Below are 20,941 nucleotides of genomic sequence, written 5' to 3' on the forward strand. Positions count from 1 at the left end.
CGAAAGGAGGTGATCCGGAAAAATGGTTTCTTTTCGGACTCGTGAGGTGACTGCGGGCTAAGGCCTGCCAGTCGCACTCTGTGCACCTCGGCAGGCCTTCTGCCGAACACCAACGCAGTCACCCGACCCGTGAGTCGCCGGCAGTCCGGCCGGCAGGCTCCGTCCGAACCTAGGCGGACGGTGCCAAGACTCACGGGTCGCCTGCGTTCCCGGGACCCCTCAGGGGGCCAGGCGTTCCACGTGCCAGGTGTCGTTCTCCCCGCGGGTGTAGCGCAGGCGGTCGTGGAGGCGGTTCTCGTGGCCCTGCCAGAATTCGACCGCCTCGGGGACGACCCGGATGCCGCCCCACTCCGGGGGGACCGGGACCTGTTCGGGTTCCGGGTAGCGGGCGGCGAGTTCGTCGTAGCGGGCCAGGAGCTCCGCGCGGGAGGCGATGACGCGGGACTGGGGGCTCGCCCAGGCGCCGAGCTGGGAGCCGTGCGGGCGGGTGCGGAAGTAGGCGACCGTCTCCTCGCGGCCGACGCGGACCGCGCGGCCGGTGACGATCACCTGGCGGGCCAGCGGGTGCCAGGGGAAGAGCAGTGAGGCGTACGGGTTGGCCGTCAGCTCCTCGCCCTTGCGGGACGCGTAGTTGGTGAAGAAGACGAAGCCGGCCTCGTCGTAGTGCTTCAGGAGCACCGTCCGGGACGAGGGGCGGCCCTCGGGGGTCGCGGTCGAGACGACCATCGCGTTCGGTTCGTGGATCGCCGGGTTCGCGGCGGTCTCCTTGAACCAGCGGGCGAACTGGCCGATCGGTTCGGGCGCGAGGTCGGCCGCGGACAGCTCCGTGGTCCGGTACTGCTCACGCATGTCGGCGGGATCCAGGGCGTCGGTCACAGGGTCATCCTGCCGCAGCACCGCAGTCTGCCCGGCACCGCGGGGCGCTAACCCTCTCTCGCCAAATCGGCGCAGTGTGCCGGATGTCACGCTTCCCCGCATCATCGGAACCGTACAGACTCGTGGGCTGGATGACTGTTGATTCCCCACCATCGACCGACACGGTTGATCGATCATCGATAGAGGAGCCGCCTGATGTCCGACTTCGTACCCGGGCTCGAGGGAGTCGTCGCGTTCGAGACGGAGATCGCCGAACCCGACAAGGAGGGCGGCGCCCTCCGCTATCGCGGGGTCGACATCGAGGACCTCGTCGGTCACGTCTCCTTCGGGAACGTCTGGGGCCTGCTCGTCGACGGCGCGTTCAACCCCGGCCTTCCGGCGGCCGAGCCCTTCCCGATCCCCGTGCACTCCGGTGACATCCGTGTCGACGTGCAGTCCGCCCTCGCGATGCTCGCGCCCGTGTGGGGCCTCAAACCACTCCTCGACATCTCCGCCGAGCAGGCCCGCGACGACCTCGCCCGCGCGGCCGTCATGGCGCTCTCGTACGTCGCCCAGTCCGCGCGCGGCCAGGGCCTCCCGATGGTTCCGCAGAGCGAGATCGACAAGGCCGAGTCGGTCGTCGAGCGCTTCATGATCCGCTGGCGCGGCGAGCCCGACCCCAAGCACGTCAAGGCCGTCGACGCCTACTGGACCTCCGCCGCCGAGCACGGCATGAACGCCTCCACGTTCACCGCGCGCGTCATCGCCTCCACCGGCGCCGACGTGGCCGCCTCCCTGTCCGGCGCCGTCGGCGCCATGTCCGGCCCGCTGCACGGCGGCGCGCCCTCCCGCGTCCTCGGCATGATCGAGGAGATCGAGCGCACCGGCGACGCCACCGCGTACGTGCGTCAGGCCCTCGACAAGGGCGAGCGCCTCATGGGCTTCGGCCACCGCGTCTACCGCGCCGAGGACCCCCGCGCGCGCGTGCTCCGCCGTACGGCCAAGGAGCTGGCCGCGCCGCGCTTCGAGGTCGCCGAGGCGCTGGAGAAGGCCGCCCTGGAGGAGCTGCACAACCGGCGCCCGGACCGGGTGCTCGCGACGAACGTCGAGTTCTGGGCGGCGATCGTCCTGGACTTCGCCGAGGTCCCGGCGCACATGTTCACGTCGATGTTCACGTGCGCGCGTACGGCCGGCTGGTCCGCGCACATCCTGGAGCAGAAGCGCACGGGCCGCCTGGTCCGCCCCTCGGCGCGCTACACGGGTCCCGGTCAGCGGGACCCGCGCGAGATCGAGGGCTACGAGGACATCGCCGGCCGGTAGGGGCCGCGCGCGAAGAGCCGGTGGCGCCTGGCGGGCCCGCACAGCCCCGCCAGGCGCCACCGGCGCGTCCGGGCCCAGGACGGGTGACGGGCCCAGGACGGGCCCCGTCCGGCCCTAGACCAGCTGCGCCTGCTGGTCCTGGGCGAGGAGCAGGTCGGCGTGGTGGCGGGCCGTCGTCAGGGGGTGGGCGCGGAGCTTGCCCTTCAGCTCGTTGCGGCCGTACTCCGCGAACAGCGGGTTCGTCGGGTCGGCCGTGACGCCGGGCGCGCGGTCCGCGAAGGGGAACTCCAGGGGCGCGATCCGGGCGTCCAGGCGCGGGTTGTAGAAGAACGGCACGGAGAATCGTTCCGTCGCCCCGGGCGGCGAGACCACGCGGTGGTTCGTCGCGATCAGGTAGCCGTTGGTGGCGACTTCGAGCAGTTCGCCCAGGTTCACGACGAAGGCGCCCGGCAGCGGCGGCACGTCGTGGAAGTTCCCGTCCTCGCGCTGCACCTGGAGCCCGCCGACCTGGTCCTGGAGCAGCAGGGTGAGGAAGCCGTAGTCCTTGTGCGCGCCGACGCCCTGGTCGTCGCCCTCGCCGCTGCTGCCCGGGTAGCGCACCAGCTTGAGGTGCGGGTGGGCGCGCGGGCCGAAGATGTCGTCGTAGAAGCCGGCGGGCGCGCCGATGGAGGTGAGCAGCTCGTGGAGGAGGCGCTCGGCGACGCCGCTGAGGCGCTCGATCCAGTGCAGGGCGGCCGTGCGGAGCTCGGGGAGGCCGGCGGGCCACTGGTTGGGGCCTTCGAGCCACCAGTACGGGGCTTCCCAGGGGGCCGGCTCGCGGGCGGGGCGTTCGGCGCCGATGTCGAGCTGGTCGCGCCAGTCGCGGGCTCCCGCGGTGCGCTCGTCGCCGATGCGCGTGTAGCCGCGGAAGTGCGGCGAGTTGATGTTGTCGAGGGCGAGCCGGTCGGCCTCGGGCAGGGCGAAGAAGGCGTGCATGGCCGAGGTCAGTGCCTGGGTCTCGGCCGCGCTGATGCCGTGCCCGATGAGCTGGAAGAAGCCCACGTCGTGGGCGGCCGAGTGGAGCTGGGCGTGGAGCAGCTTCCGGGCCTGGGGGTCCCGGTCGGCCGCCGAGAGGTCGACGATCGGGAGCTGCGAGGGGTACGAGCTGTTCGTCATGAATGCATCCGCGGGGTGTACGGGTGCCCGGGGCGGCCGCCGAGGGTGGGGCGGGGGCCACGGGTGCCGGTCGGCTGGGGCTCGGACGAGGGACCCGCAGGGGTGTGGAGTGGTACCCCGGAAGGTCAGGCGGAGCGGCGACAGCCCATGCTCGTGACGCGGACGTAGTCCACGTGGCGACGGCGTACGAGCAGGGGCATGGAGTCAGCGTACTGCCGCGGGGAGCGGGCGACTGTGGTGCGCGTCACGTCCTTGCCGGGATGGCTCAAAGTCTGTTCAAAGTGGCGCGCGTACGCGAAGATCGCCGCCACGCGTGTCGAGTGCACGCCAAGCTTCCCGTTGCCGCGCCCCACCGCAGGAGGATGTCCATGACCCGCCGCACCCCTCGTGGCACGGTCGCCGCGGCCGCCGTCGCCGTCGGCACCGTCACCGCGGCACTGCTCCCCACCTCGGGAGCCTGGGCCGCCGCGGCCCCGCAGGCCCGCGTCTTCATGGTGAACCCGGTGCAGTCCTCGGGCGACCAGACCCTCGCCGACCACAAGGACGCGGCGGGCGACGTCCCCGCCTCCGCGTACGCCTCCGTCGCCCTGCGCAACCTCGACGCGAGCGGCGCGCTGTCCGGGAAGTGGGTGGCCGTCCGCTCCGAGACCGGCAAGCCGGCGAGGGCCGCCGACGCCGCTTCGTTCGACCGCTCCGACGACGGCTTCGAGCAGGTCATGGCGTACTTCTGGGTCAACGAGGCGCAGGAGTACCTCCAGGGCCTGGGCTTCGGCGGCGAGCTGCGCGGGGCGAACGACCGCGTGCAGCCGGTCCGGCTCAACCAGTGGGGCGCCGACAACTCCTTCTTCACCGACAAGAAGGACGAGATCCGCTTCGGCAAGGGCGGGGTGGACGACGCCGAGGACGCCGAGGTGATCGTCCACGAGTACGGTCACGCGGTGCACGAGGCCCAGGTGCCGGGCTTCGGCAGCTCTCCGGAGGCCGGCGCGATCGGCGAGGCCTTCGGCGACTACCTGGCCGTGGAGGTCGGCACGAACGCCGTCACGAAGTACGGCTGGCCGATGAAGGCGGACGTGGCCTGCGTCGGCGACTGGGACTCGACGGGGTACAGCGCGGCCCCGCACTGCCTGCGCCGGATCGACGGCACCAAGACCTACGCGGACCGGGAGGGCGAGGTGCACGCGGACGGCGAGATCTGGTCCCGGGCCCTCTTCGACATCCGGAACGGGCTGGGCGCCCGCACCGCCGACCGGATCATCGTGAACGCGCAGTTCGGCTTCGCCGCCGACACCACCTTCTCGGACGCGGCCCTGAAGACGGTCGCGACGGCGCAGAAGATGTACGGGACGCAGGCCGCGGCGACCGTGCGGGACGCCTTCCGGGCGCGCGCGATCCCGGGCGTGTAGCCGTCCCCGGAACCCCCAGGCCCTAGACCCCCAGCGCCTCGTTCACCAGCCGCGCCCACTGGGACACCACGCGTTCCCGGCGGGCGCGGTCGTCCGTGAGGAGGGTGGCCAGGCCGAGGCCGCGGGCCATGTCCAGGAGGCCCTGGACGGTCTCGCGGACGCCGGGGCGGGACTCGTCGGCGCCCAGGACCTCGACGGCGATGCGGTGGGACTCGCGCCCGACGCGGGCCTCCAGCTCGGTGACCCGCTCGCGGAGCTGCTCCTCGCCCGAGGCGGCGACCCACAGGTGGAGGGCGGCCCGGAAGAGGGGCCCGGTGTAGAGGCCGACGAGGGCGGCGACGGCCTGTTCCCGGTCGTCCGTGCGGACGGCCCTGAGGGCCTGGGAGCGTTCCTCCGCGACGTACTCGACGGCGGCGGTGAACAGGTCCTCGCGGGTGGGGAAGTGGTGCTGGGCGGCGCCCCGGGAGACGCCGGCCCGTTCCGCGACGGCGGAGACCGTGGAGCCCGCCCAGCCGTGCTCGGCCAGGCAGGAGACGGCGGCCTCCAGGAGCCGCTGCCGGGTGGCGCGGCTCCGGTCCTGCTTGGGGTTCCGGTCGGGCTTGGGCGCGGTCAGAGCCGCCATGCGGGGTCCCGTCGTTCGAGGAAGGCCGTCATCCCCTCGCGCGCCTCGGCGGAGGCGAAGAGCGTGGCCGACCTCTGCACCAGGTCCTCCGCGTCGCGTTCGAAGGTCTCCAGGACTCTAGCGGTGACCAGTCGTTTCGCCTCCCGCAGGCCCTGCGGGGAGGCGGCGCGGAGGGAGTCGAGGATGCCGGGGAGCTCCTCGTCGCCGGCGGTGACGAGACCCATGGCGATCGCCTCGGGGACGCCGAAGCGCTCACCCGTCAGGTAGTGCCGGGCGGCGGCGCGCGGCGCCAGGCGGGGCAGGAGGGTGAGCGAGACGACGGCGGGCGCGACCCCGATCCGTACCTCGGTGAGGGCGAAGTCGGCGCCCTCACCGGCGAGGACGATGTCGGCGGCGCCGAGCAGCCCGAGGCCTCCCGCCCGGGTGTGGGCGCCCGCGGTGACGTGGGCGACGACCGGTTTCGGCAGCTCGACGATCTGCCGGAGCAGGTCGACGAAGGCGTACGGGCTGGGCGGGGCCTTCAGGTCGGCGCCCGCGCTGAACGTGGAGCCGGTGTGGGTGAGGACGACCGCCCGGACGGCGGGGTCCTTGCCGCAGGCGGTGAGCGCGTCGGCGAGTTCGGTGACGAGCGGCGCGGAGAGCGCGTTGCGGGTGTCCGGGGAGTTCAGGGCGAGGGTGGTGATGCCCCGCTCCTCGGTGGCGTCGACAAGGGTCATGCGCGGTCCCTCAGTTCCCTTCGGAGGATCTTCCCGGACGCTGCCCGGGGGACGGTGTCGATGAACTCCACGCTGCGGACCTTCTTGTACGGGGAGACGCGCGCGGCGACGTGCGCGACGACCTCCTCGGCGGTGAGGCCGGGTGCGGTGGGCTGGCGGACCACGAAGGCCTTGGGGATCTCGGTGCCGTCGGTGCCGGTGACGCCGATGACGGCGGCGTCGGCGATGCCCTCGTGGGTGAGGAGCAGCGCTTCGAGTTCGGCGGGGGCGACCTGGAAGCCCTTGTACTTGATGAGTTCCTTGACGCGGTCGACGACGAAGAGCCAGCCGTCCTCGTCGACGCGGCCGATGTCGCCGGTGTGCACCCAGCCGTCGCCGTCGATCATGGCGGCGGTGGCGTCGGGCCGGCCGAGGTAGCCCTTCATGACCTGCGGTCCCCGGATGGCGATCTCGCCCTTCTCGCCCGGTGCGGCGTCCTTCTCGGGGTCGTCGAGGGAGAGGATCCGCATCTCGGTGGAGGGCAGCAGCTTCCCGACGGTGCCGGGCGGGGGCGCGGGGGCGTCGAGCGGGACGACGTGGGTGCCGGGCGACAGCTCCGTCATGCCGTACGCCTGGCTGACGGGCGGCAGTCCGAGGCGGGCCGAGCAGGCCTCGGCGAGGGCGGCGTCGAGGGGGGCGGCGGCGCTGACGACGTACCGGAGGGAGGACAGGTCGTAGTCGGCGACGGCCGGGTGCTTGGCGAGGGCGAGGACGATCGGCGGGGCGACGTACAGGCCGTTGATGCGGTGCTTCTGGATGGCGCCGAGGAAGGTGTCGAGTTCGAAGCGGGGCAGGACGACGACGGTGGCGCCGGAGCGGAGGGGGGCGTTCATGAGGGCGGTGAGCCCGTAGATGTGGAAGAAGGGGAGGACGGCGAGGATCCGGTCGCCCGGCCCCATGGGGATGACGGGCGTCAGCTGGGCGAGGTTGGTGGCGATGGAGGTGTGGGTGAGCATGACGCCCTTGGGGACGCCGGTGGTGCCGGAGGAGTACGGGAGGGCGGCGACGTCCCGGTCGGGGTCGAGGTCGACCTCGGGCACGGGCCCGGTGGAGCCGAGGAAGTCCTGGAGGGACCGGACGCCCTCCGCCGCGTCCGCCCGGTCGCAGACGAGGATCTCCTCGATCCCGCCGGCGAGTTCGGCCGCCGCGCGGGCCGAGGCGAGCAGCGGGGACACCGTCACGATCCACCGCGCCGAGGAGTCGCGGAGCTGCTTGGCGAACTCCTCGGGCGTGGCGAGCGGGTGCACGGTGGTGACGGAGGCACCCGCGCGCGTGGCGGCGTAGAAGGCGATGGGGAACAGGACCGTGTTGGGGCTGTGCAGCGCGAGCACGTCCCCCTTCCGCACGCCGGCCTCGGCCAGCCCGGCGGCGACCCGCCGGTGGAAGCCGTCGACCTGCCCGTACGTGAGGCTGAGCTCCCCGGCGCCGTCGATCAGCGCGGGCGTGTCACCCCACTCGGCGGCTCGTCCGAGCACGGCGTCGTGGATGGGGAGGGAGACGGTGGGAACGGGCTCGTACGCGCTGTGGAACACCATGCGTTGCCCCCTGGGGAGGTGGAAGGTGATCGCCAGGATCGCCGCTGCGGGCGGAACTTGGGGAGACCCTGTCAGTACCCCGAAAAACAATCAAGCATGCTTGCATGGTTCTGGGGACGGAGCGACCCTTCCGGGCGGGCACGGCCCGACGGCCTGCGAGGGCGCTCACGCGTCCGGCGCGCGGCCGTCGCCCGTGGCGCGCCGGTCCAAGGCCTGCTGGCCGCGCGCCAGCCGGCGGACCGGCCAGTGGAGGACCGCCAGGCAGAGCAGCCAGCCGCCCGCGTGCACCGCCCAGACACCGGCCATGGTCGGGCCGCCCCAGGCCTGGTGGTAGTCGGTGTCCAGGTACCACAGGGGGTAGCCGAGGTTCCGTACGGAGTTGAACAGCGCGTACCCGACGAGGAGGAAGGCCGCCGCGTCCAGCGGCAGGCCGAGCACCGCCCGGCCGAGCACCCGGCCTCCGGTCCACTCGCCGCCCGCGAGCCGGGCCTGCACGCGGGCGGCCCGGCCCGGCTGCCCGGTCAGGACCAGTGCGACGGCCGCAAGACCGACCGGCAGCGCCAGGAACGCGCGGGCGGCGGTCCGGACGGCTCGGCGGACCGGGGGCATGGGAGACATCGGCGGGCTCCTCGACTCGTTCGGCGGATGCCCGCACCCTCACGCCCTGCCGGCGCCCCGGTCGTCACACCCCGGAGCCAACTCCCCCGTCATACCCGGGTACCACCCGGCGCGCTCAGTACGACTTGGGCAGACCCAGGGTCTGGTGGGAGACGTAGTTCAGGATCATCTCGCGGCTGACCGGGGCGATGCGGGCCACCCGGGCCGCCGTGACCAGGCGGGCCAGGCCGAACTCCTTCGTGAGGCCGTTGCCGCCGAGGGTGTGGACCGAGGTGTCGACCGCCCTCACACAGGCCTCCGCCGCCGCGTACTTCGCCATGTTCGCGGCCTCGCCCGCACCCATGTCGTCGCCCGCGTCGTAGAGGTGCGCGGCCTTCGCCATCATCAGGCGGGCCAGTTCGAGCTCGATGTGCGCCTGCGCGAGCGGGTGGGCGATGGCCTGGTGGGCGCCGATCGGGGCCTTCCAGACCTGGCGTTCCTTCGCGTACTTCACCGCCTGCGCGAGGGCGTACCGGCCCATGCCGATGGCGAAGGCCGCCGTCATGATCCGCTCCGGGTTCAGGCCGGCGAAGAGCTGCAGGAGGCCCGCGTCCTCGTCGCCCACCAGGGCCTCGAACGGCAGATGGACGTCGTCGAGCGTCAGCTCGAACTGCTTCTCGTTCGCGTCCAGTTCCATCTCGATGTGGCGGCGCCCGAAGCCGGGGGCGTCCCGGGGGACGATGAAGAGGCAGGGCTTCAGGCTGCCCGTGCGGGCGTCCGACGTCCGCCCGACGATCAGGGTCGCGTCGGCGATGTCCACGCCCGAGACGAACACCTTCCGGCCGCTGAGGACCCAGCCCTCCTCGGTGCGGGTCGCCGTCGTCGTGATGCGGTGCGAGTTCGATCCCGCGTCCGGCTCCGTGATCCCGAACGCCATCGTCCTCGACCCGTCCGCGAGCCCCGGCAGCCACGCCCGCTTCTGCTCCTCGGTACCGAAGCGGGCGATGACCGTGCCGCAGATCGCGGGCGAGACGACCATCATGAGCAGCGGTGCGCCGGCCGCGCCCGCCTCCTCCAGGACGACCGACAGCTCGGCCATGCCGCCGCCCCCGCCCCCGTACTCCTCGGGCAGGTTCACGCCCAGGTAGCCGAGCTTGCCGGCCTCCGCCCAGAGCGCGGCCCGGTCGAAGCCGGGGCCGTGGCGGTGGCCGAGCGCGGAGACGGCGGATCGGAGGGCGGTGAGCTCTTCGGTCTCGATGAGGGTGCTCATGCGGGGTCTTCCTCCTGTGCTTCGGTCAGGACGACGGCTAGCAGGGCGCCGGGCTCGACCTGGCGGCCGGGCGTGGCGTGGAGCGCGGTGAGCGTGCCGGAGGCGGGGGCGGTGACGCGGTGCTCCATCTTCATGGCCTCCAGCCAGAGGAGCGGCTGTCCGGCGGTGACCCGGTCGCCGACGGCGAGGCCGTCCGCGACCCGGACGACGGTGCCGGGCATCGGGGCGAGCAGGGAGCCGGGGACCGACTGGTCGCGCGGGTCCGTGAAGCGGGGCGGGACGGCGAGGCGGTGGCCGCCCGCGTGGACCGTGTCCCCGTAGGCGGTGACGTCGTAGTGCCGTACGACCCCGTCCACGTCCAGGCTCACGCGGCCGGGCGCCGCCGCCACGACCCGTACGCCCTCCGGGGACGTGACCTCGTGGCCGCCGTCCCGCGCCGGCCGGTAGCGGACCTCGTGGCCGCCGTACGTCCTCGTCTCGTCCTGTGAGCGGACGTTGCGCCAGCCGCCGCCGAAGCGGCCGGTGCCGGCCGAGGCGCGGGCGATCGCCGCCGCCACCGCCGCGTACTCCTCGCCGGGCGGCGGGGCCGTCAGCGCGGGCAGGTTCCGGTCGTAGAAGCCCGTGTCCAGGGCCTCCGCCGACGCGTACTCCGGGTGCCGCACCGACGCCAGCAGCAGGTTCCGGTTGGTGACGGGGCCGTGCACGACCGTCCGCTCCAGGGCGTGGGCGAGCTTGCGGAGGGCCGCCTCCCGGGTGGCGGCGTGGACGATCACCTTCGCGAGCATCGGGTCGTAGTGGACGCCGATCGTGTCCCCGGAGGCGTAGCCCGTGTCGGCGCGCACGCCGTCCGGGGTCTCGAAGCGGTGCAGGACGCCGGTCTGCGGGGCCCAGCCCCGGGCGGGGTCCTCGGCATAGAGCCGGGCCTCGACGGCGTGCCCGCGCGGGGCCGGGGGCTCGGGGGGCAGCGGCTGCCCCTCGGCGACGGCCAGCTGGAGGGCGACGAGGTCGACGCCGTACACCTCCTCGGTCACCGGGTGCTCCACCTGGAGGCGGGTGTTCATCTCCAGGAAGTGCGCCCGCCCGTCGGCGACGAGGAACTCGACCGTGCCCGCGCCGACGTAGCCGACGGCCTTCGCCGCGCGGACGGCCGTGTCGAGGAGGCTCGCTTCGAGCGCGGCCGGCAGGCCGGGCGCCGGGGCCTCCTCGATCACCTTCTGGTGCCGGCGCTGGAGGGAGCAGTCCCGGGTGCCGAGCGCCCAGACCGTGCCGTGGGCGTCGCAGAGGAGCTGCACCTCGACGTGCCGGCCGTTCTCCACGTACGGCTCGACGAACACCTCGCCGTCTCCGAAGGCGCTCGCCGCCTCCGCCGACGCCGCCTTCAACTCCTCGTACAGGTCGCCCGGTTCCCGCACGATCCGCATGCCCCGGCCGCCGCCGCCCGCCGCCGCCTTCACCAGGACGGGCAGGTCGGCGCCGGTGACGTCCTCCGGGCGGAGCGGCGCGATCCCGAGGAGTTCCTTCGCGCGGGTCTTCGACGCCATCGCCTCGATGGCGGCGGGCGGCGGCCCGATCCAGGTCAGGCCGGCGTCGGTCACGGCCCGCGCGAAGTCGGCGTTCTCGGAGAGGAAGCCGTAGCCGGGGTGGACGGCGTCGGCGCCCGCCGCGAGCGCGGCCGCCACCACCAGGTCGCCGCGCAGGTACGTCTCCGAAGGCGCGGCCCCCGGCAGCCGTACCGCCGCGTCGGCCTCCCGGACGTGCAGCGCGCCGGCGTCCGCGTCGGAGTACACGGCGACGGTGGAGATGCCCAGGTCACGGCAGGTGCGGAAGACCCGGCAGGCGATCTCGCCCCGGTTCGCGACCAGTACGGTCGAAATCATCAGTGCCTCACATTCGGAAGACGCCGAAGCCGCCGCGCGCGCCCTCGACCGGTGCCGTGTGGATCGCGGAGAGGCACAGCCCGAGGACCGTGCGGGTGTCGCGGGGGTCGATGACCCCGTCGTCGTAGAGCCGGCCGGACAGGAACATCGGCAGCGACTCGGACTCGATCTGCGCCTCGACGAACGCCCGCATGCCGGCGTCCTGCTCCTCGTCGTACGGCTGCCCCTTCGCCTCCGCCGACGCGCGCGCCACGATGGAGAGCACTCCGGCGAGCTGCTGGGGGCCCATGACGGCGGACTTCGCGCTCGGCCAGGCGAAGAGGAAGCGCGGGTCGTAGGCCCGGCCGCACATGCCGTAGTGCCCGGCGCCGTACGACGCCCCCATGAGGACGGACAGGTGGGGGACCTTCGAGTTCGACACCGCGTTGATCATCATGGCGCCGTGCTTGATGATGCCGCCCTGCTCGTACTCCTTGCCGACCATGTAGCCGGTGGTGTTGTGGAGGAAGACCAGCGGGATGTCGCGCTGGTTGGCGAGCTGGATGAACTGGGCGGCCTTCTGCGACTCGGCGGAGAACAGCACGCCCTGCGCGTTGGCGAGGATGCCGACCGGGTAGCCGTGGAGCCGCGCCCAGCCCGTGGTCAGCGAGGTCCCGTACAGCGGCTTGAACTCGTCGAAGTCCGAGCCGTCGACGATCCGGGCGATCACCTCGCGCGGGTCGAAGGGGGTCTTGAGGTCGCCCGGGACGATCCCGAGCAGCTCCTCCGGGTCGTACTTCGGGGGCTCCGCGCCCACCGGGTCGGGGTGCGCCTTGCGGTGGTTGAGGCGGGCGACGATCCGCCGGGCCTGGCGGATCGCGTCGGCCTCGTCGACGGCGTAGTGGTCGGCGAGACCGGAGGTCCTGGCGTGCATCTCGGCGCCGCCGAGGGACTCGTCGTCGCTCTCCTCGCCCGTCGCCATCTTCACCAGCGGCGGCCCGCCGAGGAAGACCTTCGACCGCTCCTCGATCATCACGGCGTGGTCGGACATGCCGGGGACGTACGCGCCGCCCGCCGTCGAGTTCCCGAAGACGACCGCGAGGGTGGGGATGCCGGCGGCGGAGAGCCGGGTGAGGTCCCGGAAGAGCGCCCCGCCGGGGATGAAGATCTCCTTCTGCGAGGGCAGGTCGGCGCCGCCGGACTCGACGAGCGAGATCACGGGCAGCCGGTTGGCGTACGCGATCTCGTTGGCCCGCAGGGCCTTCTTCAGCGTCCACGGGTTGGAGGCGCCGCCGCGCACCGTCGGGTCGTTCGCGGTGATCAGGCACTCCACGCCCTCGACGACCCCGACGCCGGTGACGAGCGAGGCGCCCACGGTGTAGTCGCTGCCCCAGGCGGCGAGCGGGGAGAGTTCGAGGAAGGGGCTGTCCGGGTCGAGGAGCAGCTCGATGCGCTCGCGGGCGAGGAGCTTGCCGCGCGCCCGGTGCCGGGCGGTGTACTTCTCGCCGCCGCCGGCGAGGGCCTTCGCGTGCTCGGCGTCGAGGGCGGCGAGCTTGTCCAGCATGGCCGAGCGGTGCGCGGTGTAGTCGGGTCCGCCGGTGTCGAGGGCGGAGGCGAGGACGGTCACTGCTGTTCCTCCAGTCGGTCCACCAGGAGTTCCTCCGGTACGTCCACGTGGCGGGAGCGGAGCCATTCGCCGAGCGCCTTGGCCTGCGGGTCGAAGCGGGCCTGCGAGGCGACGCCCTCGCCGAGGATCCCGGCGATCGTGAAGTTCACCGCGCGGAGGTTGGGGAGGAGGTGCCGGGTGACGGTCAAGTCGGCGGTCTCGGGCAGGAGTTCCCTGACCTTCTCCACCGTGAGGGTGTGGGCCAGCCACCGCCACTCCTCCTCGGTCCGCACCCACACGCCCACGTTCGCGTCGCCGCCCTTGTCGCCGCTGCGGGCCCCGGCGATCCGCCCGAGGGGCGCCCTCCGGGTGGGTCCTTCGGGAAGCGGCGGCGGCAGGTCCGGGTCGGGTACGGGTTCCAGGGCGAGCGTCCTCGGCGGTACGGGGAGCGGCCGGCGGGTCCCGTCGGGGAGGACCGCCGTGTGCGGGACCTCGCCGGCGGGCGCGTACGCCGCCTCGAAGACCCCGTAGGGGGCGCCCTTGCCGGGCGGGGCGGTGACGTGGAAGCCGGGGTAGCTCGCGAGGGCCAGTTCGATGGCGGCGCCGGTGACGGCCCGGCCGACCTTCTCCGGGTCGCGGTCGCGGACGACGAGCCGGAGCAGGGCGCTCGCGGTCTCCTCCGTGGCGGCGTCGGGGCGGTCGGTGCGGGCGAGCTCCCAGCGGACCTCGGCGGGCGCCGCCCCGGCGAACGCGTCGGTGATCTGCTCCTTGAGGAGGTCCGCCTTCGCCTCGACGTCGAGGCCGGTGAGCACGAACACGACCTCGTTGCGGAAGCCGCCGAGCCTGCTGAGGCCGACCTTGAGGGTGGGGGGCGGGGCCTCTCCCCGGACGCCCTCGATCCGGACCCGGTCGGGGCCCTCCCGGGTGAGCCGTACGGTGTCGAGGCGGGCGGTCACGTCGGGTCCGGCGTAGCGGGCGCCGGCCGTCTCGTAGAGGAGCTGCGCGGTGACCGTGCCGGTGTCGACGAGGCCGCCGGTGCCGGGGTGCTTGGTGATGACCGCGCTGCCGTCGGCGTGGAGTTCGGCGAGGGGGAAGCCGGGGCGGCGCACGTCGTGGCCGCGGAAGAAGGCGTAGTTGCCGCCGGTGGCCTGCGTGCCGCACTCCAGGACGTGCCCGGCGACGACCGCGCCCGCCAGCTCGTCGTACGCCTCGGGGCCCCAGCCGAAGTGCCATTGAGCGGGGCCGGTGACCAGCGCGGCATCGGTGACCCGGCCGGTGACGACGACGTCGGCGCCGGCGGCGAGACAGGCGGCGATGCCGGCGCCGCCGAGGTAGGCGTTGGCGGCCAGGGCGCCGTCCCCGGCGGGCAGCCGGTCGCCCTCGACGTGGGCGACGCGGGTCGGCAGGCCGAGCTTCGCCGCGAGGGTGCGCAGGGCGTCGGCGAGCCCGGCGGGGTGGAGGCCACCGGCGTTGGTGACGATCCGGACCCCGCGCTCGTGGGCGAGGCCGAGGCCCTCCTCCATCTGCCGCAGGAAGGTCTTCGCGTACCCGGCGGCCGGGTCCCTCAGCTGGTCGCGGCCGAGGATGAGCATGGTCAGCTCGGCCAGGTAGTCGCCGGTGAGGACGTCGAGTTCACCGCCCGTGAGCATCTCGCGGACCGCGTCGAAACGGTCGCCGTAGAAGCCGGAGGCGTTGCCGACGCGGAGGACGCCCTTCACGCGTCCCCCTGGGCGACGCGGCCGCCGCCCGCCGGGCCCGCGAAGGCCTGGGCGATGCCGAGCCAGCGCTCGGCGTCCTCGCCCTCGGCGACCAGGGCGGTGTCGTCGCGGTGCACGCGCTGGGTGACGAGCAGGCAGAAGTCGAGGGCCGGGCCGGTGACGCGCTGGGCGGCGCCCTCGGGGCCGTACGTCCACAGCTCCCCGTCCGGGGACCGGAGTTCGACGCGGAACGGCTCCTCGGGCGCCGGGATCCCCCGCACCAGGAAGGCGTAGTCGCGGGCCCGGTGGCCGATCCAGGCGACGTGCCGGAGCCGGGCGGTGGGCGTACGGACGGCCCCCAGGGCGTCGGCGACGTCCTGGGCGTGCGCCCACGTCTCCATCAGCCGGGCGGTGGCCATGGCCTGGGCGCTCATCGGCGGCCCGTACCAGGGGAACCTGACGCCCGGCGGGACCGCGCGGAGGGCCTCCTGGAGCCGCTCGCGGCCACGGCGCCAGTCGGCGAGGAGGGCGGCGGGCGGCAGCTTCGCGCCCTCTTCGGCGCCCTCGTCGACGAAGCGGTCGGGGGCCGCGAGGGCCTTCTCCGTCTCGGCGGCGAAGGCCTCGGCGTCGGTGGCGGCGAGGAGCGCCGCCCGGTCGGTCCAGGCGAGGTGGGCGATCTGGTGGGCGACCGTCCAGCCGGGGGCGGGGGTGGGGACGGCCCACTGTTCGTCGGTCAACTCCGCGACGAGACGGTCGAGTTCTTCGCTCTCGGCACGCAGGTCGTCGAGGACGACGACGGGGTCGGACACGGTGCGCTCCCCTCGGGGGACGGGCGGTCACGGGCCTTCGCGGAGGAGCATGCCAGCGGGAACAGAAACAATCAAGCATGCTTGCTTTGTTCGATGAGGGGCTGCGGGGGGCTGCGCGGGGGGGGCCTGCGCGGGGGGCTTGCGGGGGGGGGCTGCGCGGGGGGGCCTGCGCGGGGGGCCTGCGCCGGGGGCTGCACGGACGGGCCCTGTGGGGTGTCTTGCCGATCAGGCCGGGCTCGCGGCGCGATCCGGCCTGATCGCCAGGACGAGCTCTAGGCCTTCTTCTTCCTCCGGACCAGGGAGGCCAGGGCGGTGACGCCGACGACCAGGGCGAGGGAGGGCAGGGGGAGGAGGGTGCCGGGGGCGTCGTCGATCAGGTCGACGCCGTTCCCGACGGCCGTGATCCAGGCGACCGTCCCCACCAGCACCATCGGCCCGACGCGCCGCTCCCCGGTGATCAGCATCCCGATCCACAGGACCAGCGGCATGACCAGGAACGTGTTGATGAGCGCGGTGGTGAACGCCTGGTCGGCGGAGTACCCGGGCCCGGCCCCGAGCGCGGAGGCCGCCTGTCCCGCGAAGGACAGATAGAGCGTGTCGGACAGGATCAGATGCGCCAGGGCCACCCCGATCACGGAGACGAGCAGCGCCTTGAGGACGCGGGGGACGCGGGGTGCGGGCGGGTGTGGGGACGGTGCCATGTGGGCTGACTATACGCGCGGTGTATACACCGCGCGTATAGACCCCCTCGCCGGATGATCGCCCCCCGTCAGGCCCCCGCGGCCGGGTCCGGCGGGAAGACCGTCGCCGCGTAGGCCGCAGCCGCCGGGGCGGGCTGGAGGGCCGCGTGGGCCGCGATCGCGTGGATGTCGCGCCAGGCGCGCTCCAGACCGCCGCCCGCCTGGAGACCGCGCGCCCCGGCCGTCCGCATCAGGCGCTCCACCGCACCGGTGAGCAGGTCGACGGCGACGGCCGCGTCCCGCTGGTTCAGGGCGGCCGCGACGGCCGCGGGGGCCGGCCGGGCGGCACCGGAGGGGCCACCGGATCCGACGGCGTCCGCGCGGGCCGCTGCCGCCTCCAGGAGCAGCCGGGCCGCCTCGATCTCGGCCGCGCAGCGGGCCAGGGTCTGCTGGACCGTCGGGTCCTCGGTCAGCGGCCGCCCGTCGGGGAGGCGGCGCGGGCCGATGAGCCGGGTCCAGGCCTCCAGTGCCCCCCGGGCGACACCGAGCGCGGGCGCGGCGAAGAGGAGCGCCGCGACCAGCTGGTACGGCACCCGGTGGCAGGGTGCGGCGTCGGCGTCGGTGACACCGGCCACCAGCGCCTCGCGGACGAACGTGCGGTGCTCGGGCACGAACACCCCGTCGACCGTGACGCTGTGGCTGCCGGTGGCCCGGAGCCCGACGGCGTCCCAGGTCTCCCGCATCCCGACCCGCTCGCGCGGCACCGCCAGGACCCGGTAGGCGGGGGCGCCGCCCCCGGAGTGGTCCAGGGAGGCGAGGAGGACCCAGTCGGCGTGCTCGACCCCGCTGGCGAAGGCCCACTCCCCCGACAGGTGCCAGCCGCCGGGCGCCCGGACGAGCCGGCCGGCCGGGGGCACGACCGCCGCGGCGACGCGCACGTCGGGCGACTCGCCCCACAGGTCGCGCCGACCCTCGGCCGGCAGGTGTGCGGCGAGGCGGCCGTGGGAGGCGAGCAGCACCCCGCACCAGGCGGTGGAGGCGCAGGCCGCGCCGATCCCGGCGACCGTGTCGAGCAGGTCGGTGAAGCGTCCGGCCGTGCCGCCCCAGCGGCGGGGCACGAAGTGCCGGGCGAGCCCTGCGGCGGTCATCGCCCGGACGACCTCGGGGTGGAGGCGGCCGGTCCGCTCCGCCTCCTCGGCGTACCGCGCGGCGGCGGCCCGCAGGTGACCGGCGGCGAGGACGGCGGGGGCGTCGACGACTGTCATGAGAGGTACTCCTTGCGTGGAGGTTCAGTGGTGGTACTGATCCGAGGCTGTTGCGAGTAGAAAAAGATTCGGTCCGGAAGGTATTTTCTGAGAGCCCGTCATGGCAGGCATGGCGGGCCGACACGGCGAAGGAAGGCGGACGTTCGGTGAGGCAACAGGACAGGGCCCGCATGACCTATGACCTGGTGCTGGGCGCGGCAGCCGCCGAGTTCACCCTGCACGGATTCGCGGGGACGAACCTGGCCGACATCACGGCCCGCACCGGACTGACCAAGGGGGCGCTCTACGGGCACTTCTCCTCGAAGGCCGATCTCGCCGGGGAGCTGACCCGCACCTTCGAAGCGGCCTGGGCCGACGCCCTCTCCACCGCCGCCGGCGAGGCGGAGGGGAACGCCGCGGCACTACCCGCCCTGCGGAGACTGCTCCTCGACCTCGCCCGCCGGGTGTACGAGGACGAGCCCTTCACCGCCGGACTGCGCCTGGTGATGGACGCCGCCCGCGCCGAGGGGACCGTGCCCGCCCCCCTCGGCGAACTCTGCGACGTCGTGGCCCTCCTGGTCCGCAAGGGCCAGACGGAGGGATCCGTCCGCACCGGCCACCCCGCCAGCCTGCTGGCCCGGCTCGTCGTCGCCCTCCTCGTCGGCGCCCCCGCCCTGGTGGCGGCGAAGGACGCGACGGGTCCCGCGGAGCTGGTGAGCGAGGTGTGGGACGTCCTGGAGCCCGCGTTGTCGGGAGCCCGCGACGACTGAAGGACAGAAGCCGGGACGGGCCGCGCACGGTCCTCGCACACGTGGGGGTTCGCGCGAGGGGGTCTCGCACGCGTGGGGGCTCGCGCGAGGGGAGGCGGCCTGACGGAGTTCGGAGACCGGGAGTTCGGGGACCTGGAGTTCGGGGACCTGGAGTTCGGGAACCTGGAGTTCGGGGACCGGGACCTCAGGAGCGCTCGGGAGTCGGGGGGTTCAGAGCGCGGAGTCCGGGAGTTCGGGGATGAGGAGCGCCGAGACCTCCGGCGTCGCGAGACGTTCCCGCGGCACGGCGGCTGCCCGGGCCCTCGGAGCCACCGTGGCGGCGGGGCTCTGCCACGGCAGGGTCCTCCGTGACGATCACGCGCGGGGCTTCCGTGACGGGCCGCGGCGGCGGAAGGGTCCGCGCCCCGGTCCGGAGCCTCAGGCCGCTCGTGGCACCGGAGCGGGTGCGGGCCGCGCGGCCACCGGGGAGGCGGGGGAAGCGGGTGGGGTCACCGGCGCCGGGCCCGGCAGCCAGGCCCAGGACGCCGTCTCCGACGGCGGGGCGGAGACCGGTCCGTCGCCCACCAGGACGGGATGACCGACGGAGCGCAGCAGCGGCAGATCGCTCTCGTCGTCGGCGTACGCGAAACACTCCTCGGCGGCGAGGCCGAAGGTCTTCATGATCCGGCCGGCCGCCTCGCCCTTGGCCTCGCCGATCATCGGCGGGCCGGACAGCTCGCCGGTGAGCACGCCCTCCGAGGTCACCTCGGGCACGGTGCACACCACGAGATCGGCGCCGACCTCCCGGGCCAGCGGGTCGAGGCAGGCGGAGAAGGCGCCGGAGACGAGGACGACCAGGTCGCCGGCGTCCCGGTGGCGGCGCAGCGCCTCGTACACGGGGGTGTGGAGCAGTCCGCCGGCACGGGCCTTCTCGTACCAGTCCCGGCCGCAGCTCTCCAGGTCGTCGAGGTGGCTGCCGGCGAGGAAGCGGAAGAAGGAACGGTTCACCTCTTCGCGGGGCACGCCCTCGCGGATCTGTCGCTGGAGCGATCCCCGCGCCGCGGCGAGCCGGCGGGCGGCGACTTCCCCGCGCCCCCAGTAGCGGGCGAGGACGCAGGCCATGCTCTTGCAGGTGATCAGGGTCTCGTCCACGTCGAAGAACGCGGCCCGGGCGGGAGCGATGCTCATGCTCTGCCCCCTCTGCCACCGAGCCGGGCGTCGCCGAGGCGGGCGTCCGTGAGCCGGGGCGGCATCCGCCGGTCCCTCGTCCCGCGGCCGTCCGGCGCGAGGGAGACGGGGGCGGGTTCGGCGATCTCGTACTGCGCCGTGTCGACCAGTTCGAGGATCCGCTCCGCCAGCGGACGCAGCCGCGCCCCGGCCGGCGTGAGCTCCACGGAACGGTTGCCGCGCCGCTGGAAGAGCGAGGCGCCCATGTCCTCCTCCAGGCCCTTGATCTGCGCGGTCACCGCGGGCTGGGAGTAGTGCAGGTTGTGGGCCGCGCGGGTGAAGCTGAGTTCCCGGGCCACTTCGCGGAAGGCCCGTAAGTGCTGGAGTTCCATCCTTCTGCCTTTCTACGCTCGTCCGTTCTTCTCTTGTCCGTGCCGACGTGCCGACGTGCCGAGACGCCGAGGCGCCGGTGCACCGTCGCACTGCTGAGCTGTCGCGCTGTCGCGCCGTCAGGCGCCCCGTGCCACGGCCGTGGCGAGGATCCGCGCGCCCTGGCTCGCGGAGAGGCGCACCCGGCCGTCCCCCGTCCGCGCGGCCTCCACCGTCACGTCATCGGCCAGTTCGCCGAAGCCGGCGAAGTCGGCGTCCAGCGAGGTCAGCGCCGTACCTCCGGCCGCTCGCCGGGCCGCCTGCCGGAAGGCCTCCAGGAGCAGCATCCCGGGCACGTGGTCCGAGGGGTGCTCGAAGTAACCGGGGTGGGCGGGGTCGACGTGCAGCCGCCACTCCCAGGTGCCGTCCGGCCGGGGCCGTGCCTCCGCGGCGGGCACGGGCCGCAGGACGCCCCGGTCGTCGGAGGCGCCGGCCCCCGCCCCGTACAGCGGGGTCTCCCGGCCCGTCGGCGGGAGCGTCCCGGCCACCCGGCCGCGCTGCCGGAGCCGTCCGTACCGGATGCCGTCGATCACGACGACCCCGGCGGAGGCGCGGGCGCACTCCCGGCCGCCGACCTCGATCACCATGTCGAAGCGGGCGTCGAAGCGGCGCGGGTTCCGTGCCCCGGCGGGCGTCACGACCTTCACGTCGAGGACCACCGCGAGCGGGCCGCAGCCGACGCGGAGGGCGGCGGGGTCGCTGATGCGCAGCGACAGGGCCTTGAAGATGAAGTGGTGGCCGATCGGCACGTCGTGGTAGCGGTGGCTCAGGAAGATGCCGGCCTGCCGGACGGTCTCGACGAGCAGCATGAAGTCGCACTGCCCGGTCTCCTCGGGGCGGTACAGCGCGTGGTTCCGGGGCAGTTGGGCGCCGACCAGGAAGCGGTCGGTCCCGGCGACGGCGGCGTCGGTGAGGAAGACCTCCGTCACCGAGGCGCGGTGCACGAACCGGCGGGAGATCGTGCGGTCGAAGCTCAGACCTTCCTTGGCCTCCCGGATCAGGGACTCCAGGGACTCGACGGGCGTGAGCGGCTCGACGGGTAACACGGTCTGCAGCACACCGATGGACATCCTTATCCCCCTCAAGGTGAAGCATCGTGGCGACGAGGGACCTCGGCGGCCCCTCGGCAGCAAGAAATATACCTTCGGGAATGTATATTGCAAGGCGTAGGCACGAGAGAGGCGGACAG

19 protein-coding genes are annotated in these 20,941 nt (G+C 73.8%); 3 read left to right on the plus strand and 16 right to left on the minus strand.

Features of this window, described 5'->3' with window-relative positions; genetic code table 11:
* Nucleotides 1-219 precede the first annotated feature (219 nt).
* The gene (pdxH, locus tag ABTY59_RS03485; protein WP_352017311.1) at nt 220-849 is read right to left on the minus strand and encodes a pyridoxamine 5'-phosphate oxidase; all 630 of its coding nucleotides are present in this window, start codon (nt 847-849) and stop codon (nt 220-222) included.
* Between the two features lie 222 nt (nt 850-1,071).
* Here pdxH and ABTY59_RS03490 point away from each other — a divergent pair, with 222 nt between their 5' ends.
* A complete protein-coding gene (locus ABTY59_RS03490) occupies nt 1,072-2,175 on the plus strand; it encodes a citrate synthase 2 (RefSeq protein WP_352017194.1) in 1,104 nt (367 codons plus the stop codon).
* Between the two features lie 114 nt (nt 2,176-2,289).
* Here the strand turns inward: ABTY59_RS03490 and ABTY59_RS03495 are convergent, their stop codons facing one another.
* Entirely contained in the window at nt 2,290-3,330 is a 1,041-nt protein-coding gene (locus ABTY59_RS03495; protein ID WP_352017195.1) for an isopenicillin N synthase family dioxygenase, read from the minus strand.
* A gap of 368 nt (nt 3,331-3,698) precedes the next feature.
* On the opposite strand from ABTY59_RS03495, the gene ABTY59_RS03500 reads away from it, so the two are divergent.
* Nucleotides 3,699-4,736 carry a M4 family metallopeptidase gene (locus ABTY59_RS03500; protein WP_352017196.1) on the plus strand — a complete coding sequence of 346 codons (1,038 nt, stop codon included), beginning with the start codon at nt 3,699-3,701 and terminating at the stop codon, nt 4,734-4,736.
* 22 nt (nt 4,737-4,758) lie between these two features.
* Here ABTY59_RS03500 and ABTY59_RS03505 read toward each other — a convergent pair whose 3' ends face one another.
* From ABTY59_RS03505 to ABTY59_RS03555, 11 genes are all read right to left on the minus strand, one after another.
* The gene (locus ABTY59_RS03505; protein ID WP_352017197.1) at nt 4,759-5,358 is read right to left on the minus strand and encodes a TetR/AcrR family transcriptional regulator; all 600 of its coding nucleotides are present in this window, start codon (nt 5,356-5,358) and stop codon (nt 4,759-4,761) included.
* Nucleotides 5,346-6,074, minus strand: coding sequence for an enoyl-CoA hydratase family protein (locus ABTY59_RS03510; RefSeq protein ID WP_352017198.1), 729 nt, complete (start codon nt 6,072-6,074; stop codon nt 5,346-5,348). Before ABTY59_RS03510 ends, ABTY59_RS03505 begins: the two co-directional genes overlap by 13 nt.
* Nucleotides 6,071-7,648 carry an AMP-binding protein gene (locus ABTY59_RS03515; protein WP_352017199.1) on the minus strand — a complete coding sequence of 526 codons (1,578 nt, stop codon included), beginning with the start codon at nt 7,646-7,648 and terminating at the stop codon, nt 6,071-6,073. The genes ABTY59_RS03510 and ABTY59_RS03515 overlap by 4 nt, the downstream gene beginning before the upstream one ends.
* A gap of 165 nt (nt 7,649-7,813) precedes the next feature.
* Nucleotides 7,814-8,266, minus strand: a complete 453-nt coding sequence (locus tag ABTY59_RS03520; RefSeq protein WP_352017200.1) for a hypothetical protein — start codon at nt 8,264-8,266, stop codon at nt 7,814-7,816.
* 115 nt (nt 8,267-8,381) lie between these two features.
* A complete protein-coding gene (locus ABTY59_RS03525) occupies nt 8,382-9,515 on the minus strand; it encodes an acyl-CoA dehydrogenase family protein (protein ID WP_352017201.1) in 1,134 nt (377 codons plus the stop codon).
* The gene (locus ABTY59_RS03530) at nt 9,512-11,392 is read right to left on the minus strand and encodes an acetyl/propionyl/methylcrotonyl-CoA carboxylase subunit alpha (protein WP_352017202.1); all 1,881 of its coding nucleotides are present in this window, start codon (nt 11,390-11,392) and stop codon (nt 9,512-9,514) included. Before ABTY59_RS03530 ends, ABTY59_RS03525 begins: the two co-directional genes overlap by 4 nt.
* A gap of 7 nt (nt 11,393-11,399) precedes the next feature.
* Nucleotides 11,400-12,998, minus strand: coding sequence for an acyl-CoA carboxylase subunit beta (locus tag ABTY59_RS03535; RefSeq protein ID WP_352017203.1), 1,599 nt, complete (start codon nt 12,996-12,998; stop codon nt 11,400-11,402).
* Nucleotides 12,995-14,695, minus strand: coding sequence for an acyclic terpene utilization AtuA family protein (locus ABTY59_RS03540; RefSeq protein ID WP_352017204.1), 1,701 nt, complete (start codon nt 14,693-14,695; stop codon nt 12,995-12,997). The genes ABTY59_RS03535 and ABTY59_RS03540 overlap by 4 nt, the downstream gene beginning before the upstream one ends.
* Nucleotides 14,692-15,483 carry a TIGR03084 family metal-binding protein gene (locus tag ABTY59_RS03545; protein ID WP_352017205.1) on the minus strand — a complete coding sequence of 264 codons (792 nt, stop codon included), beginning with the start codon at nt 15,481-15,483 and terminating at the stop codon, nt 14,692-14,694. Before ABTY59_RS03545 ends, ABTY59_RS03540 begins: the two co-directional genes overlap by 4 nt.
* Nucleotides 15,484-15,755: 272 nt before the next feature.
* Nucleotides 15,756-16,184 carry a hypothetical protein gene (locus ABTY59_RS03550; RefSeq protein WP_352017206.1) on the minus strand — a complete coding sequence of 143 codons (429 nt, stop codon included), beginning with the start codon at nt 16,182-16,184 and terminating at the stop codon, nt 15,756-15,758.
* Between the two features lie 68 nt (nt 16,185-16,252).
* The gene (locus tag ABTY59_RS03555; protein ID WP_352017207.1) at nt 16,253-17,428 is read right to left on the minus strand and encodes an acyl-CoA dehydrogenase family protein; all 1,176 of its coding nucleotides are present in this window, start codon (nt 17,426-17,428) and stop codon (nt 16,253-16,255) included.
* A gap of 170 nt (nt 17,429-17,598) precedes the next feature.
* Between ABTY59_RS03555 and ABTY59_RS03560 the strand changes: the two genes are divergently transcribed.
* Nucleotides 17,599-18,177, plus strand: coding sequence for a TetR family transcriptional regulator (locus ABTY59_RS03560; protein ID WP_352017208.1), 579 nt, complete (start codon nt 17,599-17,601; stop codon nt 18,175-18,177).
* A 417-nt stretch (nt 18,178-18,594) separates the two neighbouring features.
* Here ABTY59_RS03560 and ABTY59_RS03565 read toward each other — a convergent pair whose 3' ends face one another.
* The 3 genes from ABTY59_RS03565 to ABTY59_RS03575 form a co-directional block, all read right to left on the minus strand.
* Nucleotides 18,595-19,344 (minus strand): HAD family hydrolase, encoded by a 750-nt coding sequence (locus tag ABTY59_RS03565; protein WP_352017209.1) that lies wholly within the window; start codon nt 19,342-19,344, stop codon nt 18,595-18,597.
* A complete protein-coding gene (locus ABTY59_RS03570) occupies nt 19,341-19,715 on the minus strand; it encodes a LysR family transcriptional regulator (RefSeq protein WP_352017210.1) in 375 nt (124 codons plus the stop codon). Before ABTY59_RS03570 ends, ABTY59_RS03565 begins: the two co-directional genes overlap by 4 nt.
* A 117-nt stretch (nt 19,716-19,832) precedes the next feature.
* Nucleotides 19,833-20,810, minus strand: coding sequence for a ScbA/BarX family gamma-butyrolactone biosynthesis protein (locus tag ABTY59_RS03575; protein WP_352017211.1), 978 nt, complete (start codon nt 20,808-20,810; stop codon nt 19,833-19,835).
* Nucleotides 20,811-20,941 lie beyond the last annotated feature (131 nt).

Source organism: Streptomyces sp. NPDC096079 (assembly GCF_040303145.1).
GTDB lineage: Bacteria > Actinomycetota > Actinomycetes > Streptomycetales > Streptomycetaceae > Streptomyces.